The organism is Brachybacterium sp. ACRRE (assembly GCF_022346485.1).
Taxonomy (GTDB): domain Bacteria; phylum Actinomycetota; class Actinomycetes; order Actinomycetales; family Dermabacteraceae; genus Brachybacterium; species Brachybacterium halotolerans.
Genome location: NZ_JAKRMO010000026.1, coordinates 1 through 16,925, shown reverse-complemented (window position 1 = coordinate 16,925; position 16,925 = coordinate 1). Strand labels below are relative to the sequence as shown.

The following is a 16,925-nucleotide window of genomic DNA, read 5'->3' as shown; positions in this document are numbered from 1 at the left end:
GCCGTGAAGGCCGCCGACGCACCCTGGGTGGGTGGGTCGGCGGCCTCTGGGAGGTGGTCCGGCTCAGAAGTCGAAGTCGTCGTCGCCGTCGGACTGGGAGTCGCTGGACGACGCCTTCGAGGACGCGCCGGCCTTCGCCTTGGCCTTCTGCTTGGAGCCGGAGGCCTTGTTGCCGTTGCCCTTGACGCGCGTGGCGGTGGTCGTGGCGTACCGGTTGGACGGGCCGGCCTCCTCGATGACGAGCTCGATGCTGGTGCGCTCGTTGCCGTCCTTGTCGGTGAAGTTGTTCTGCTTGAACTTCCCGACGGCGATCACGCGGTCGCCCTTGCTGTGGGACTCCGAGAAGTTCTCGCCGGACTCGCGCCAGTACGAGTAGCGGATGAACAGCGGGTCCCCGTCCTGCCACTCGCCGGCGTCCTTGTTGTAGACGCGGTCGTTGTGGGCGATGGTGCCGGAGGCGACCGCGACGCCCGACTGGGTGTAGCGCAGCTCGGGGTCGGCCGTGAGCTGCCCGACGATGACGTGTGCGTTGCCGTCGATAGCCATGTGAACTCCTCTTTCGTGGTCGTGACATCGCTCGTGCTCTGTCACATGGCGTCGGCCCGGGGGCCGTCACGGGAACTCCCCGTGTGCCCTTGTAGTGGGCGGGGGCTGGGTCCCACGGGACGCTCACGCCGGGACGGGTTCATGCGGTCCGCAAGGCAGTGGGTTCCACGCCGTCGACGCTGCTCGCCGAGGGGTCGATGAACCCGGAGTTGATGGCGTCTGTCATCGCCCGCAGGTGCCGGTCCCACTGCCGGGTGTCGATGACGACGCAGCGCAGCTTGTCGCTGGAGACCACCGCCGGAAGGCGCCCGGCTGCTGCGAGGTTGGACAGCCGGCGCTGGGCGGACACGGGGACGAGTGCGGCCCCGTGCGGAGTCTCCACGCGCAGGAAGGTGCCGACGTCGTTGCCGGTCGTGGAGTTGCGCCGAGGGCGGGCGAGAATGAACTCGTTACCCGTGGCGAGTCGCAGGGCCTCGCGGAGCCTCTTCCACTGGTCACTGTCGGCCACAGTCTCCAGGTCTGCGTCCTCGCTCTCCGTGGTGGTGGCGGCGGCGGACGGCTTTCGGCCTCGTGCTGCCGGGACGCGGACGGCGACCTGTGACGGTGCCTCGTCCTCAGCGTGCTTCCTCGTCTCCGCTTCGAGAGAAGGCGAGGGCGCGGACATCGGCTCGAACTCCTCCTCATCGTCACTATCGGGAGACGACGGCGACGGCTCCTGCGCGCGCGTGGGAGCCGCGGGCGCATCGCGCTCTGGGGCAGAGCGCCCCGGGGGAAGGTCTGCCCCGTCCGCGAGCAGTCGACCGACCGACAGCTCCGGGTCACCCTCGGCGTCGCGGTCGGGGTCCTCGACGTCCATGTACTCGACGTCGGACAGGACGATCGAGCGCTCGGTCGTCACCTGCGTGCTGGTCTCCCCCGTCTCCTCGTCGACGACTTCCCGCTCGACCTCCCGCACGCGCACCTGCCCGCGGAGCTCGACGAGGTCACCGACGGCGGGCATGCCGAGCTCCTTGAGGGATGCGTGGACGTCGGAGAACCCGACGCACTGGATGGATGTGTGGGAGTTCTCGACCTCGAGGGTGACCATCCAGGACCCGCGGCGCGTTCTGCGCTCGGTGAAGGCCGAGACGACCCCCAGAGTGTGGATGCGCGATCCGTCAGAGCTCGGCAGGCGGTGCAGGCCCAGCGGCGGCTTGGGTGCAGCGTCATCCCCTGCGCGGCGCTGGTAGAGGGCGCCGATCTGGCGGGCCAGGGTCTTGGTGGGGTGCGTCCCGGTGATCGCGAGGATCACTTCACGCTGCCGGGCCGCCTTCTCCAGCACCGAGTACTCCATCTGGGCGATCCTCAGCTGCGGGTCCTTGCGGATCGCGCGCGCGGCGATCACGTGGCCGAGCCGGAATCCGTCGCCGAACGAGTCGAAGGCGCCGGCCTGGGCGAGTGCGGCCAGCTGGGCGCTGGTCAGGGACTTCGTCGACTGCTTCCCGTCGGAGTTGGTGGCGGTGACCGATACGCGGGTCGCGAGGTCCCCCATGGAGGTGAAGGGGCCGTTGCGTCGGCGCTCGGCGACGACCTCGGCGGCGATCGATCCGACGCCCTTGATCTCCCCGAGGCCGATCCACACCTTCCCCTCGCGCGCGATCGTGAACTCGTCGGAGGCGTTGATGTCGGGGGCCATCACCTCGACGCCCTCGGCGCGCAGGGACCGGATGGTGCCCACGCGCAAGTGCGCCTTGTCCTTCCCGGAGCCGGTGAAGCGCAGGGCTGCGGCGCCGAACTCCGGGGGCCAGTTCGCCTTGAGGTAGGCGGTCTGGTAGGACAGCACGCCGTAGGCGGTGGTGTGCGACTTGTTGAACGCGTAGGACCCGGATCCCTCGAAGGCCGTCCACAGCCGCTCCGCGGTCTCGGCGGAGAAGGCGGGCACGGGCGTCTTCCCGTCCTCGCCGACGCCTTCGCGCTGCGCGCCGGCGATGAAGTCCGGCTTGAGTGAGTCGATCAGCTTCTGCTTCTTCTTGGAGATCGCACGGCGCAGGTTGTTCGCGCGCACGGCGTCGAACTTCCCGACGATCTTGCCCAGGCGCATCATCTGTTCCTGGAAGAGGATGACGCCCTGAGACTCCCCGAGGACCGATCCGATGGTCTCCTGCTCGGCGCGGTCCGAGCTCAGAGCGTCGTACGACACGGGCGCCTTGCCACCGGCGCGCAGGGCCCATTCAGTGTGCATGCCGGCGCTCATGGGGCCGGGACGGTAGGCGGCGATGAGGGCGGAGAGGTCGTCCAGGGATCGGGGGTGGGCGGTGGTGAGCAGTTCGCGCATCCCCTCGGACTCGAGCTGGAACACCCCCGTGGAGTCGCCTCGGCCCAGGAGGTCCCAGGTCGTCTCGCCGCGGGCCCCGTCGGTGTGCAGCGTCCCGAGGTCGAAGTCGATCTCGCCGTGCTCGTCGAGGACGTTGCGCTGGGTGGCCTTGACGATGTCGAGGGTGCGCAGACCGAGGACGTCCATCTTCAGCAGTCCGAAGTCGGCGACGTCCGGGCCGTCCCATTCGGTGACCCACTCGCCCTTGTCCAGGCGCATGGGGACCAGCGGGGTGAGGTTCTCGTCGGAGACGACGACTCCGCAGGCGTGCATGCCGGGGCTGACCACGACGCCCTCGAGGACCGCCGCGTACTCCACCATGGAGCGGATCTCATCGTCGGCAGTGGCCAGGTACCTGCGCAGGGTCTCACCCGATGCGTGCCGCTCCAGCAGCGCGTCGGCGTCCTTCTCACTCAGCGAGCTGGTGTCGGGCGGGTCGGTGTCCATGAGCATGCGCAGGTCCGCCCCGTCCTGGGGCAGCTGCTTCTTGACCTCTGCCACCTGGGTCACGGGAATCTCGAGGTAGCGGCCGGCACTGTCCAGGGCGCGCTTCATCTTGTTGGTGCCGTGCATGCCCAGGCGGCACACGTTGTTGTGCCCGTAGCGCACGGAGAGGTAGTGGATGACCTCGGCGCGGCGCTCCTTCTCGAAGTCCACGTCGATGTCGGGCATCTCGAAGCGCTCGAGGTCGAGGAAGCGCTCGAAGAGCAGGCCGTTTGCGATGGGGTCGACGCCGACGATGCTGAGGCTGTAGGAGACGGCCGACCCGGGGGCGGAGCCGCGGCCGGGGCCGACCGAGATCGGATCCTTGAGCGCGCGGTCCTCGCGCACGGTGTCCGTGTCGTGGCTGCTGACCCAGTCCTCGGCGGTCCAGTCGGAGCGGGCCCAGGCGATGAGGTCGGCGACGAGCAGGAAGTAGTCCATGACGCCGAGGCGGCAGATCACGGACATCTCGAACTTGATGCGGGAGGAGACCTCGGCCGGGAGGTCCCTCCCCCAGCGCTCGGTGGCTCCGGCGTGGACGCGGTGCATGAAGTAGGAGAACGTGACGGGGTCGGTGCCGTCGGCTGCGGAGGCAGGGACGGTGTAGCGCTTGTAGGTGCCGTCCTGCAGGCCGCGGGTGAACCATGCGGGGATCGGGAAGCTGGGCACGCGCAGGCGGGTCTCGGGGAAGATGTCCTCGTCGATGCGGGCGGCGATGCGGACGGTCTCGTCGCATCCCCTCTGCCAGGTCTCGTCGTCTGGGCGCACGGCCCGCATCTGGGCTTCGGTGCGGAAGAACTGCCCGTGTCCGCTGAAGTGGTAGCGGTCGGGGGAGCTGACGGTCAGTCCCTTCTGGCCCAGGGCCATGTGCGCCTCGTGGACGACCTGGTCCCTTTCGTCGACGTAGTGGGAGTCGTTGGCGACAACGACCGGCAGGTCGTTGCGCTGGGCGATCTCGTAGAGGCCGTGCAGGGCGCGCTCCTGGGCGTCCTGTCCGTGGTCGGCGACCTCGATGTACACGTTCTCGTGGCCGACGGCGCTCACGAGCTTGTCGAGGTTCTGCTGAGCCCGCGCGGCTTCGGCGTCGTCGGCGTCGGGGTCTTCGCCGGTGATGCGCGACAGGGGTCCCGCGACCGGCCCGCCGACGCATCCGGTGAGGACGATCAGTCCTTCGGCGTGCTCTGCGAGGAGCTCGTAGTCGATCAGCCGGTACTTCCCGGTCTTCGTCTCCTGGGAGGCGTTGGACATCTCGATGAGGTTGCGCAGGCCGGTGCGTGTGGCGGCGAGAAGCGTGAGGTGCTCGTACTTCTTCGTCTTCGTGCTCGAGCCCTTCCCGGGGGAGCTGGATCCTCCGGCGTCGAGGTCGTCCGAGTCGGCGGCGACCTGGATCGTCCCGGGGTCGGTTCGGGTGCCGGAGACGACGATGTAGGCCTCGATCCCGGGGATCGCCTTGACGTCGCCGACGTCGGCGCAGGCGGTGCGCAAAGACCACAGTGCGGCCAGGCGCCCGTGGTCGGTGATCGCCAGGGCGCCCTGGTGGTCACCGGAGGCTGCCTGGACGAGGCGCTTGACCGAGGACAGTCCGTCGAAGTCGCTGTACTCCGAGTGGGTGTGGAGGTGGACGAAGCCGCCTGTGCTCACATTGGCTCCTTCCGCGAGTCGTGCCATGCGAAGGGTGCAGTGGGCGGGGAGAGCTCCTCGCGGGACGGGCCAGATGGGCGTGGAGGTGAGGGGTGTTCCCCACCGGCTCCGCCATCGCTCCCCCGCGCTCTGGCATGAATCCGCGCAGGTCGTTCGCGGAATTCCCTCATATCCCCCATCCCGACGCGCGGAACATGACCTTCTATAGGGGATTGGAGAACATGAACCCCTCATACATACATACATCTCTCTTCTAAAGAGATAGAGAGAGTATGTAGGGGATGAGGGGGTTCCCGCCCCAACCTGCACGTTCGTTGGGTGGACCGCGGGTGGAGACCGTGGGGATCGATGCCTGGCTACGCCCGCAACCGTCTGCTGACCAGCACAGATACGCACGAACACGTCGGGTTGGACCGTCACGACCCCGGGGCGCGGGCGCTCCTTCGCATATGGGGAGGGTGCACGCACGAACCACCCCTGGAGGACACATGCACACCCGACGAGTCCGATACCTGCTGCAGCCCGGAGAAAGCCTCACCCTTCCCGAGCGCATCATCCCGCAAGCGCTCAGGGTCGGCCTGGCTCGCGACGTCCTCGGGCTCGACGACGACCATCTCGTCACCTCCCCGGCCGTCTCCATCCCTCTGCCCCGCTACACAGACGGTGCGCCCCTGCGCGGCACCCCGGGCGTCCGCCCCGACGCACTGCGCTACCCGTTCATGTGGCTCCCGGAAGCCCTGCGCGACCGCTACGACATCGCCACCGACGAGGGAACGATCCCCGAGAGCGACGACGCCTGGGCACTGCGCATCGCCTTCGAGATGTGGGGCAACGGGCTCTACGACGTCGACAGCGGCGGATGGCTCGACATCCTGGCCCTCTACGACCTCGACGCCGACGACCCCGCCACCCAGGACCGCATCCGCTCGTGGTGGAACGGCGTCGATGACCCCGACCTCGACGCGATCGACATCGCGCCGATCTTCGTGCCCGACGACAACGAGGACTCCGACTGGGCCTCCATCGCCTCCCTCGCCCTGGTCGAGAGCTTCGAGCATGCCTCGATGGCCCTGTCCGCCCTGGACACCGTCGCGCTGTGCGAGCTCGTCTCCGAAGGCGACCTCACCCCCCTGGGAACATCCGACCCTGCCCGAGCCGTCAGCTCCCTCGTCCGCGTCGCCCGCTCCCGCTTCGCCTCCCAGCCGGAGATCTCCGCCCTGCTCAACCACCTGCAGACCCAGGCTGATCGGCAGACCGCGGACGGCCCCACCCTCGTCGGCGAGATCACCCCTCAGCTCAGCGAGATCGCGCAGGGCCTGTACCTGGCCTACCAGCCAGTCCTCGCCGAGGTCGCCAACAGCTTCTCCGACGAGAACCTCGCGACCACCGGCAACTGAAGGGAGAGACCATGGGCAGCAGCACCCAGATCCAGCGCACCAGCCACAAGATCCCCGGCTTCGACCCCTACAACGACGCCCACGTGCTCGCCGTGGAGAAGAAGATCAGCGACGAAGCAGGCGTCGGCTTCAAGGTCTCCAGCTTCGACCCCGACACCGAGACGGTCACGTTCGAGCGCATCCGCACGGTCACCGAGGTGTCCTCCGAGCGAGGCTCGACCCGCCTGATTGCCACGCTGCGCACCGACGCGAAGCCGTCCGACGGGGACCGCGAGGCCGCCCGCCTCGAGCACGCCAACCCCGGCTACACCATGACCCAGTACGAACCCCACCTGGGGCGAGGAGTCCTGGAGCGGCTGAGCGAGGACGTCGTGCGCTGCCGCAGCGCCGTCGCCAACGCCCTGTCCGTCAAGCCGTGGGATGTGCAGGTCTCCGCCCGCCACGGAGGCGGATTCGAGCTGCGCCTGCCCCGGTCCTACATGCCCTCCAAGCACGACGAGAAGCTCACCGAGGTCGCCGAGAACGTCGTCGGCGCCCCCGGCTGGTACGTCGACGTCTCCCCCAAGTCCCTGTCCGCACAGATCGTCCCCGGCCAGCCCCCCACGTTCCCTGCCGCGATCCCCTACCCCTTCGACGAAAAGGTCCCGGACCGCGCCACGGACCGCGAAGCATGGGCCCAGCTGCCCCTGGGTCGGATCCTCCCCGAGCGCGCGGACGCCGCCTCCCCGCGGTTCACCCTCGACCTCGAGTCCGGTCCTCACACCGCGATCAACGGCGTTTCGGGCGCCGGCAAGACCGTCACCATCAACGCGGCGATCTTCGGTGCGCTCTCCCGCGGCATGCAGCTGGCGATCGTCGACGTGCCGGCGAAGAAGGTCGACTTCCTGTGGGCCAAGAAGTTCTGCGCCCCCGGGTTCTGGGGCTGCGACAGCCTCGAGGCGTCGGTGACCACCATGGGGCTGATCTACGACGAAGGGCAGCGGCGCTCGGAGATCCTGGAGCGCCACGGCGTCGTGAAGGCCGCCGAACTGCCCGCCTCCGAGCAGTTCCCCCCGATCTTCGTCGTGGTCGACGAGCTCACCGGCCTGCTCCTGCCCGAGGAGGTCCCCAAGATCTCCAAGGACGACCCGATCCGGATCGAGGCCGAGCAGACCAACTCCAACAAGGCACGGCTGAAGAGGTTCATCAAGAAGACGGCCGCCGAGCTGCGCTTCGTGGACATGAAGCTGCTGCTGTCCACGCAGGTCGCCTCGCAGAACACGGGCATCACGCCCGATCTCCGCACGAACCTGCAGAACAAGATCCTGCTGGGCGCCAAGCCCACCGACAGCAACCGCCGCCTGGCGCTGAACGACCCCACGATGGTCCCGCGGATCCCGGGGAACGTCGCCAACGACAGGCGCGCCCGCCTCGGTGTCGGGGTCTTCGAGACGGAGGCGGAGCCGGGAGTGTTCAAGAGCTACTACGCGGACTTCCGCGAGTACGAGAAGCGCCTGACCGCACTGGGGGCCACCACGTGCGACTCTCCGGCGCCGTCGAAGTCGCAGATCGCCCAGTACACGGGCGGGGAGTCCTTCGAGGACGCCATCCAGCAGCTCCCGGACGACGACCCGTGGAACCGACGGAGGGTGCCGAAGGCCGCGTCGGACCGGGTGTACAGCGAGGACGGGACGGAGCTGCGTGGCGCAGCCGCGGCGGCGCGCGCCGGGCGGCAGGCAAGCACCTGATCACACAGCACCTTCGCCCCCGCCCACTGTCACCAGTGCAGGGGTGTAGGGCAGTCCTGCTGAGCGGGGAGCGTACGGGGCGCTCCCCGCTCTTCATGTCCGCTGCGGATTCTCCCGCCCACTGGAGTGAGTGCATGCCCTACATCCCACGATCGAGGAAGTCGCGATGAGCACTTGGACCCCTGATCCCACGAAGACGGCCCCCGACACCCTGTTCTCCATCCGCATCGGCTCGCGCGTGGTGAACGCAGACCGCAACGACGAGCTGCTGGCCGCGGTGATCGGCGAGGAGTATCTCGACGAGGATGATCGCGACCTGCTGTTCCTGATGCGCCTCGAGCAGGCGATCGTCATCGCCACCGCCGTACAGGAGTCCATCGTGGCCACCGCCGTGCAGCGCGAAGACCTGGACTCCACCACCGACGAGGACACCTGGTCGACGCTGCTCGCCGGCAGGGAGAGCGCTGACCCCGGGCCGCGCTGGGACAACCCGGTGCCGCTGGTCCTGGTGACCTCACTGTTCGCCCCCTTCACCGGCCGCGAACGCCCCACCGGGAACATCGCCTGGATCGATCCCGCCGACGACGTCTCCATGCTCGAGTCCCTGCAGAAGCTGGGGCTCATCGAAGTGATCGAGCACGAGGATCTGGCGGTGAGCCAGTGACTTCCACCCTCCTCGTGGGGTCCATCCCCCACCGCGCGGTCTCCTCGGAGAACCCAGGGCATGTCGTCCCCCTGCGCACGCACGAGGTCGACTACCTGTGCGGGCAGTGCGAGATCACCACGACGGTGCCCTTGCACCCTGAGGCCTCGGTTCCCGCGGTGTGGCCGTGCCGTCGATGCCGCGAGCCCGCCGTATGCACCCAGGACGCCGACGAGGACGCATGCCTGATCGGCACCTCTCCCAGGCCGCAGGCGAAGCGCCCGAAGACGCACTGGCAGCAGATCAGCGAACGCAGAACCGAACGCCAGCTCGAGGAGCTGCTGCAGCGACGCCTGTCGATGCTGCGCGCCGGCACGCTCCACACCGGCCCCTCGTACCGGTGACGACGCGTCCCGCCTGAGACCCGGTGCGCCCACTGTCAGGCCCAGAGCACGAGACCGCAGCGGCGGGAGGGGACCAAGATGATGGGCGGGCACCATGCCATCAGCGGCACCGCCGCGTGGATGGCACTGTTCGGCTCGGCCGAGATCTCCGGGCATGCTCTCGGCGTGAACGCCCTGTCCTTGGACGGGCCACAGGTGCTGGCAGGAGCGATCGTGACCACCGGCGCGGCCCTCCTCCCGGACGTCGACCACCCCAGCGCGACGATCGCCCGCTCCGCCGGCGCGGCGTCGAAGTCGATCACCTCGGCCATCGGTGCCATCACTGGCCACCGCGGGGCCACCCACACGCTGCTCTCGGCGCTCGTGTTCACCACCGTGACCGCACTCGTCGCCGGAGCAGGCTGGAGCGTGAGCGTCCCCCTCCTCGGCGACGTGCAGGTCGGCGCGGTCGTGGTCGTGACCCTGATGTGCGTGTTCGCGACCCGGGCGCTGAAGGTCGTGGACGGTTCCCTGCTGCCGTGGCTGGTGGGCGCCGGCGCGGGGATCGTCGTCGCGGCGGCCGCGCCGACTGTCGCGATCTGGCTGCCGCTCTCCGTCGGCCTGGGGGTGTGCGTCCACCTGGCCGGGGACCTGCTGACCACCGAGAGCCTGCCCTTCCCGACCTGGCCTCTGGTGATGCGCCCTCCCCGAGATACGGCGTCTCCGCTGTGGCACGAGGACGGCAACGTCGCCCTGCCCATCCTGGGCAACGCGGGCAGCGGACGCGAATGGGCCCTGTGCGCCGCCCTGTCCGGGTATGCCCTGCTCGCGCTGGGTGCAACAGCGTTCGAGTCCACCGACGCGGTCATGGCGTCCCTGTGATCGTCCCGCGGCACGGGCGATCCGCCCACTGGACCGGGTAGACCCCACCGAAGGAGAACCATGGCTTCGCTCATCGAATCCGTCCGCAAGCTGCACGGCCCCACCCTCGTCTCCCACGAGAACGGCTACGACGTCGATGTCATCTGCGCCGAGTGCACCAGGCTGCGTCTGGACGCCCTCAACCGCGCGACCGCCGACGGGGACGACTGGAAGTTCTCGGAGGAATCCGTGCGAGTCCCCTACCCGTGCCCCACGCGGGTCGTGGCCGGCACGTCGGAGTCCGAGGGGAAGGTCGAGGCCTCGCAGATGCGCCTGGAGCACCTGGTCGTCCAGCGGGACGAGCTCGAGGAGCGCATGGAGCGCCTGGATGCGGTGATCGGTCTGATCCGTCGCGACCTCGGTGAGGACCCCGAGGAGCTACCCGACCCTCCGGCCGACGACGACTCCGATGACTCCGACGGCGCGGAGGCACCCCAGGAGGCTGCCGACGAGGACGCTCCGGACGACTTCGACTTCTGAACCGCCACCGGCGCTCCGTTCCGCCGTGGCGAGAGGGAACCCGCCCACTTCTTCAAATGAGGCAGGCCCGGAGAGAGGGGAAGGAGGAACCCGATGAAGTCCAGCACCAAGATCCGCAAGCGCGACACCGGAGAGGCCGGCAACAAGGGCGAGTTCGGAACCCTCCACCGGCTCGAAGCAGTCGTCGACCTCGGCGCCGCGCAGTCCGGGATCGCCGACTCTCCGGACGCCCGCATCGCCGCGCGACTGACGAGCAGTCAGCGGGACGAGCTCGGACGCGCCGCACTGCAGGCATACGTCCAGTCCGACGACACCTTCTGCGCGGACGCGTTCCTCGCCTCCAGCGCCCTCGCCCTGGCGGTGCGAGACGACCGCGAGGACGAGGCACCCGCTGTGTTCTCGCCCCGTCCCGCACTGGAATCGGTGCCCGACGATCAGCTCGTCCGCGACATCCCCGTCCGCCGCCGCCCCGCAGCCATCGAACAGCTCTGGGACTCCCTGAGGAAGAACGAGAAGCTGGCACTGGCTCAGACGGGGATCCGCACCCACAGGCTCCTCGCGGAAGACCCCGAGTGGGTCGACGTGGAACTCTTCACCACGGAGATCGAACGCGGGGCCGGCGACATCGCCTGCACGCACCTCCCGTCCCTCGGGGACGAGGCGTGGGAGCCGCCGGCAGACGACGAGCCCCCTCTCGAAGGCATCGACCCGCGGGCGACCGTGTCCCGGCGGGCGACGATCGAGGAGGGGGCCGCGGTCGGCCCCGGGGCCGTGATCGCCCCCGGCGCGCGCATCGGGAAGAGCACCCTGTGCGCCGACGTGCACGCCGGTGTCGGCGCACGCGTCCACAGCGGAGTGCTCGTCGGGCCGGGCAGCACCCTGGGCGCATCCTCCCGCGTGAGCTCGCACGCAAGCGTCGGCGCAGACAGCTCCGTCGGCCTGCGCTCCCGCGTCGGCACGAGCGCGTCCCTGGGCGACCGCACGATCATGGGCCCCGGCACCTGGGTCGGGGACCACGCCCGTCTCGGCGCGGGCGCATGGATGACGGAAGGATCCGGTGTCGGCCGCGGCACGGTGCTGGGCCCGCGCGCGACCCTGTCCACGGGCGCGCACATCGGGGCCGGAGTGCGCGCCGGCGGCAGCTGCAAGCTCGAGAAGGCAGCGAGGGTGGGCGACGCCGCGACTCTCGGGTACCGGGTGCGCGTGCGCAAGGACGCATCCATCGGCGCAGGCGTCCTGGTCGGGGACCGCGTGCACGTCGACCTGCGCGGGCAGATCGGAGACGGCGCCCGCATCGGCGACGGTGCGCGCATCGAGAAGGACGCTGTCGTCGAACCCGGAGCCACCGTCCCCGCAGGAACCATCGTCACTGGAACATGGAAGAAGGATCAGGCATGAACACCCACATGACGCGCAAGCGCGACACCGGCGAGCAGGGCAACGGCGGCCAGTTCGGCCACACCCGCCGCAGCGAGGCTGATCTCGCGGTGACCACCGCCCAGGGCTCGTCCCAGCCTCCGCTGGATACCCGTGCACTGGCCGACCATTTCGCCACCAAGGAGGGCGCACTGGCCCGCTCGACGCCGAGCGACATCACCCGCTTCAACGACGACATGCCCGAGGGGACTGCCCTGGTCGCTGTCTGGGACGCGAGCGTCGAGGAGGTCGAGGAGTACGGCCACAACCCGGAGCCGCACTACGGAGCCGAGCTGTTCGTCCGCGCCGAGGACGGCTCTGCCTACCGGATCGGCGACCAGGCATCCGACTACCTCATGGACTTCACCGGCCGGGCGCCCAGCGCCGGAGAGGTCCTCGGGGGTCCTGTCGAGGCGATCGAGGGACTCGGCGACAGCGGAGGCGTGAACTTCCAGTCTGAGCGCTCCGCAGTCCGGGAGATCGAGGCCGCCGAGGCGCGCGTGCGCACGCTGAAGGCGCAGCTGCAGGAGTCCTTCGGTCGCCGCCCGGGCGAGCACTGAACCACACCCGGGCACCAGTGGAGAAGGGGATAGGTCGTGACCAGCACCAAGATCCGCAAGCGGGACACCGGCGAGGCCGGCAACAAGGGCGAGTTCGGGACCATCGCGCGTCGAGAAGCCGTGGTGGACATCGCCCAGCCTCCCCGTCCGGTCGACGAGATCGACTCTGCTCTGGCGCGCGAGCGCGCGGAGGAGGACCGGCAGCGTCGCACCGTCCGCATGGACACCGTCTTCGCGGAGCGCGCGGAGGAGATCATCGAGAAGGCGAACCGGCGCCTCGCACGCGAAGGCATCGACGAACGGTTCACGTTCGAGCGCACGGACACCGTGAAGCGCCGGCTACCGACTGAGGACGAGCTCCGCGGCGGCGCGTTCCCCGGGGCGATGATCGAAGAGCGGACGACGACATTCGTCCTGAACAGGCCCGAGATCAGCCACGAGGGCTGGTCGTTCGACGCCGTCCTCGACCGTGAGCCGGGCACCGACAGCTTCATGCTCCGCAGTGCAGGCCGAGACTTCGGCGAGTGGCGACCGGAGCCGGGGCGATGCGACCACTGCGGACAGTTCCGCGACCGCAACCAGACGTTCCTGGTGTCCAACCCGGAGACCGGCGAGATGCTCCAGGTGGGGTCCACGTGCGTGCAGACGTTCCTCGGCGTGAAGCCCAAGGGGCTGTGGGCCCTGGGCATGGACCTCACCGAGCAGATCGACGACGACATGCGCGCTGACCCGCTTCCTGTGCCCGTGATGGACAACCGCGAGCTGATCGCCCGCGCGTTGGTCGCCTCGGACAACGGCAAGAGGTTCGTCGGTCGCGGCAACGCCACCGAGTGGGGGACCGTCTCGACGGTCGACAGCCTGGACGGCATGTTCGAGTACGGGAACTACGACAACGCCGCACAGCGCAAGGAGAAGGACGAGGCCCACGCACAGGCGCAGGAGCTTCTGCGGGATGGCACCGTCGACGAGGTGATCGCGGCAGCCCGCGAGGTCGACACGGACACGGACTACGGACGGAACCTCTCCACGCTGCTGGACAACGGGTTCGTCAGCGAGAAGGGGATGGGGACCGTCGCCTCCGCGGTCGCCGTGTACGGGCGCAAGCAGCGCGAAGCCGCCCGGGAGAAGGCGCAGGTCGATCGTGTCCAGTCGGCTGCCGCCGGGTTCATCGGCCAGGAGAAGGAGCGCCTCCGCAACATTCCCGTGACCATCACGAACATCTACGAAGGGACGCAGCAGAAGTACGCCTGGCCCCACGGGGACGAGCCGTTCCAGCTCATCACGATGCGCACGGAGGATGGGCACGAGGTCGTCTGGCGCACCACGAACCTGGTCGACCTGGAGATCGGTGCGTCGACGGTGCTCACCGGGACCGTGAAGTCCCACGAGCAGTACCGGGGCGTCGACCAGACGAAGGTGACCCGAGCCAAGCTCGAGGTGCCTGTAGAGAGGGACGCTGACGGCATTCCGGTGGCCGACTCCCCCTTCGATCCAACGGCACTCGGCCGCGTGGGAAAGAGGCTGAAGAATCAGGTCGTGCGCGTCGAGGAGGCCCGTGAGGACGGTGGCGTGTGGCGGCTCGTCGGAAGCACGCCGGACAACCATCGCATCTGCTGGGACTCCGACGATCCGGAGGAGTCGGGGCATGTCGTCACGGTGGACGGCACGGTGGACTGGATCGACGACGTCGGGGTCAAAACCGCGGTGATCGCACGCCCGTGACGGGGGTTGCGCGGGGCCTCCGGCAGAGGGGTCATTTTTCGTTCAGCGGATCGATGAGCGAAGGGTCCGTGCGGGCGCACCGCGCACGACCGAATGTTCCTCGCTCGGCAAGCTGCGAAAGCCACTCGACCAGGGCATCATCGGGGTCCTGCACCGCGAGGCCCGGGGTCTCGGTCAACGGTGACTCAGGTTCAGCGAGCTCGAGCGCCCGACCTGCCCACTTGGCAGCGGCAAGCGTCTCGCCTGCGGCATTGTTCCAACGAGCTCGAGCGACCGCTGCCTCGAAGAGCTGGGCTGGGAAGTCACCCGCGCCCCGCGCATCCCACGAGTCCAGGAGCTCGAGAGACTCGGCCATCCCTTCTGCCGTACCCCGGCGAATGAGGAGTTCCGCGAGGTGGACCTCTTCCATGTGGGACGTGCCGTTCAAGGTGGGGTTCACTGCGATGATCTTGCGCAGCAGCCGTTCGGATTCTGCCGGATCGTCGTCGAACAGAGAATCCGCCAGGTGCTCTATTGCAGCACTCTGCGTGAACTCGCCCCCGCCGGCCTCGACAGCGGCTCTCACGTACAACGCCCGTGCGGCAGCGATGAGTCCAGCACTTTCGAGAGCCAAGCCCTTGATGCGAAGATAGTCACCCCTGTTCTCCGTACGGGCTCGACGCAGCTTCAGCTCGAAGCGCTCCTGTTCCCCCAGTGACCACTCTGTGGACCTGTACCACTCCATGACGTCGCCTTTCCTTCCCAGCAGCGCTCGTTCAGCCCAGTTCGACCGGCTCGAAGACCGAGCGGTCCGTGGGAACGATCTGATTCAGCGGCAGTCGCCACAGCAGGAGGTGTTCACCGCGTCGGGCGCGCTCCTCGACCCAGGATCGTGCGTGTTCGAGCGTGCCGAAGACTGCGCGGGGATTGGTGTCGACCTCCGGCGCGAGCGGACTGTCCGTGTCGACGGCGACCCAGACGAACTCCCGCGATGTGCGAGCGCGAGGACCGATGACCTCGAGCTCGATCCAGTGGACCCCGAGACCGGGGTTGCGCAGCTCTGCTCTGATCGCGTCGGCCTCGTCCTCGTAGACACCAACGAGCGGCCGGTTCGGTCCGGACGCCGACGGGCTGTCGTCGGACGGGACTTCGCGGAACATCAGTTGGACGAAGCGCGGCTCGGGCTTGACCATGCGCATCTGCTGCAGCTCCTTCATCGTGAGGATGGCATGAGGGGTCGACGCGTGGCTGCACCGGAGGTGCCGCAGTCACAGCGTCCAGTGCGTCGTTGCCGCGAGCGCGACCCGGTCGATCATCCCCTCGCGGAGAGAATCTGCTCGGCCACTTCACCCAGCGTCGTAGAGATCGCGTCGTCGGTGAACCGCAGGTCCTCTGTCGTATCGAGGAAGAGTGCGATGTGGTCGCGTGACGTGAACGTCGCTCGCGCGAACTTCTCGCGCGCGGTCGGTGAGGAGGAATCCACCGGAGCCTCCGCAAGAACCTCGACGGGGTTCGCGGTCTGCCCGCGCGCCGCTCCCCGCACCTCCGGCACGGGATCATCCCACAACGATCGAAGGACCGTTAGATCATCCGTCGTGCGTGCTAGGTCTTCTCTTTCCCAGTCGGTCGGGTCCGACTCTTCGCTGCGATGTGTTGGGAACTCGTGCCATCGCTTCATGCTTTGCCCTCCTGTCAACAGAACCAGCGCACCAAAAAAAGGACTACGTGACCACCTCCATGCGGCCTGCTTCAGCGCCCTGGCCCTCAGGCTTGGTGCGACTCACGAGTCCAGCTCGATCTTCTCGATGAGCGAGGGGTCGGTGCGGTCGATCTTCCGGGCATTGTTAACCTCGCGACTGACCGGGTAGGTCACGAGGGTCTTCGCGACGTCCTCGGAGACCTCGCCGAGACCCTGGTGCAGGTCGGCCTTCTCATCGTCGTCGAGCTTGCCGGGTGCGAGCCAGTCCCCCAGCTTCTCGTCCGAGAGGTAAGCGGGCATCCGGTCATGCACGTCGCCAGCTGCGTCCTTCGCCTCACGCGTGATGATCGTGAACGTGACCTCCCAGTCGTCACCCTCCTTGCGCGCTGCAGCGAGGCCGGCGGCGTTCAGCAGCCCGCCCTTCTCGGGATGGACGTAGTAGGGCTGCTTCGTGCCATCCTCCTGCTCGACCCACTCGTAGTAGCCGGTCATCGGCACGACGACGCGCTGCGAGGTGAAGGAACCCTTGAACATGCCGTTGGTCGTCACGGTCTCGAAGCGGGCGTTGATGGGCCGCGGTCCCTTCTCCTTCGCCCAGGACGGCCGCAGGCCCCACCGGGCGGGCTCGATTGTGCGGTGCAGCTCGCTGTCATCGTCGAAGTGCTCGCGCACCACAGGCACGAGCGTGGACGGCGCGATCGAGAACACGGGCGACCAGTCCCGGTCCTCGCGATCAGCCTTGGTGGCGACGTAGGCGTGCAGCAGCCCCGCCTCGTTACCGGGGGACGGCATCGTTCGATTGAGAATTATTCCGCAGCCCAGCCCGCGCACTGCGGTGGCATGCCATATCACCGGTGAAGCGCCCTGGGTTCCGTTCCGAGTCTCACGAAGGAGAATCGGAGTATGCCCAAGAAGTTCAGCCCAGAGCTCCGTGACCGTGCCGTGCGCATGGTCCACGACCGTCAGGCCCGCGAG

General features: G+C 68.5%; 15 protein-coding genes. 9 read left to right on the top strand and 6 right to left on the bottom strand.

Translation table 11 applies throughout. The features are described from left to right. Window positions 1–63: 63 nt before the first annotated feature. Both ssb and dnaE read right to left on the bottom strand, forming a co-directional pair. A complete protein-coding gene (gene ssb / locus MHY49_RS09285) occupies window positions 64–546 on the bottom strand; it encodes a single-stranded DNA-binding protein (protein ID WP_239203718.1) in 483 nt (160 codons plus the stop codon). 139 nt (window positions 547–685) lie between these two features. After that, window positions 686–5,023 (bottom strand): DNA polymerase III subunit alpha, encoded by a 4,338-nt coding sequence (gene dnaE, locus MHY49_RS09280; RefSeq protein WP_239203717.1) that lies wholly within the window; start codon window positions 5,021–5,023, stop codon window positions 686–688. A 488-nt stretch (window positions 5,024–5,511) separates the two neighbouring features. On the opposite strand from dnaE, the gene MHY49_RS09275 reads away from it, so the two are divergent. The 9 genes from MHY49_RS09275 (at window position 5,512) to MHY49_RS09235 (ending at window position 14,272) form a co-directional block, all read left to right on the top strand. Beyond that, window positions 5,512–6,420: a hypothetical protein gene (locus MHY49_RS09275; RefSeq protein WP_239203716.1), complete on the top strand. Its 909-nt coding sequence runs from the start codon at window positions 5,512–5,514 to the stop codon at window positions 6,418–6,420. Between the two features lie 11 nt (window positions 6,421–6,431). Beyond that, window positions 6,432–8,147, top strand: a complete 1,716-nt coding sequence (locus tag MHY49_RS09270; RefSeq protein ID WP_239203715.1) for a cell division protein FtsK — start codon at window positions 6,432–6,434, stop codon at window positions 8,145–8,147. A gap of 166 nt (window positions 8,148–8,313) precedes the next feature. Further along, the gene (locus MHY49_RS09265) at window positions 8,314–8,811 is read left to right on the top strand and encodes a hypothetical protein (protein WP_239203714.1); all 498 of its coding nucleotides are present in this window, start codon (window positions 8,314–8,316) and stop codon (window positions 8,809–8,811) included. Then, entirely contained in the window at window positions 8,808–9,194 is a 387-nt protein-coding gene (locus MHY49_RS09260; protein ID WP_239203713.1) for an RNA polymerase-binding protein RbpA, read from the top strand. The genes MHY49_RS09265 and MHY49_RS09260 overlap by 4 nt, the downstream gene beginning before the upstream one ends. 78 nt (window positions 9,195–9,272) lie before the next feature. Continuing rightward, entirely contained in the window at window positions 9,273–10,055 is a 783-nt protein-coding gene (locus MHY49_RS09255; RefSeq protein ID WP_239203712.1) for a metal-dependent hydrolase, read from the top strand. Between the two features lie 60 nt (window positions 10,056–10,115). After that, complete coding sequence (locus MHY49_RS09250) at window positions 10,116–10,574, top strand: hypothetical protein (protein WP_239203711.1); 459 nt, start codon at window positions 10,116–10,118, stop codon at window positions 10,572–10,574. 93 nt (window positions 10,575–10,667) lie between these two features. Next, window positions 10,668–11,972 (top strand): hypothetical protein, encoded by a 1,305-nt coding sequence (locus MHY49_RS09245; protein WP_239203710.1) that lies wholly within the window; start codon window positions 10,668–10,670, stop codon window positions 11,970–11,972. Beyond that, the gene (locus MHY49_RS09240) at window positions 11,969–12,550 is read left to right on the top strand and encodes a hypothetical protein (protein ID WP_239203709.1); all 582 of its coding nucleotides are present in this window, start codon (window positions 11,969–11,971) and stop codon (window positions 12,548–12,550) included. The genes MHY49_RS09245 and MHY49_RS09240 overlap by 4 nt, the downstream gene beginning before the upstream one ends. Before the next feature lie 36 nt (window positions 12,551–12,586). Next, window positions 12,587–14,272: a hypothetical protein gene (locus MHY49_RS09235; RefSeq protein ID WP_239203708.1), complete on the top strand. Its 1,686-nt coding sequence runs from the start codon at window positions 12,587–12,589 to the stop codon at window positions 14,270–14,272. Between the two features lie 31 nt (window positions 14,273–14,303). Here MHY49_RS09235 and MHY49_RS09230 read toward each other — a convergent pair whose 3' ends face one another. The 4 genes from MHY49_RS09230 to MHY49_RS09215 form a co-directional block, all read right to left on the bottom strand. Beyond that, window positions 14,304–14,996 (bottom strand): hypothetical protein, encoded by a 693-nt coding sequence (locus MHY49_RS09230; protein ID WP_239203707.1) that lies wholly within the window; start codon window positions 14,994–14,996, stop codon window positions 14,304–14,306. Between the two features lie 31 nt (window positions 14,997–15,027). After that, window positions 15,028–15,468: a hypothetical protein gene (locus tag MHY49_RS09225; RefSeq protein ID WP_239203706.1), complete on the bottom strand. Its 441-nt coding sequence runs from the start codon at window positions 15,466–15,468 to the stop codon at window positions 15,028–15,030. A gap of 95 nt (window positions 15,469–15,563) precedes the next feature. Further along, entirely contained in the window at window positions 15,564–15,929 is a 366-nt protein-coding gene (locus MHY49_RS09220; protein ID WP_239203705.1) for a hypothetical protein, read from the bottom strand. Between the two features lie 102 nt (window positions 15,930–16,031). Beyond that, window positions 16,032–16,742, bottom strand: a complete 711-nt coding sequence (locus MHY49_RS09215) for an SOS response-associated peptidase (RefSeq protein WP_239203704.1) — start codon at window positions 16,740–16,742, stop codon at window positions 16,032–16,034. Between the last annotated feature and the right edge of the window lie 183 nt (window positions 16,743–16,925).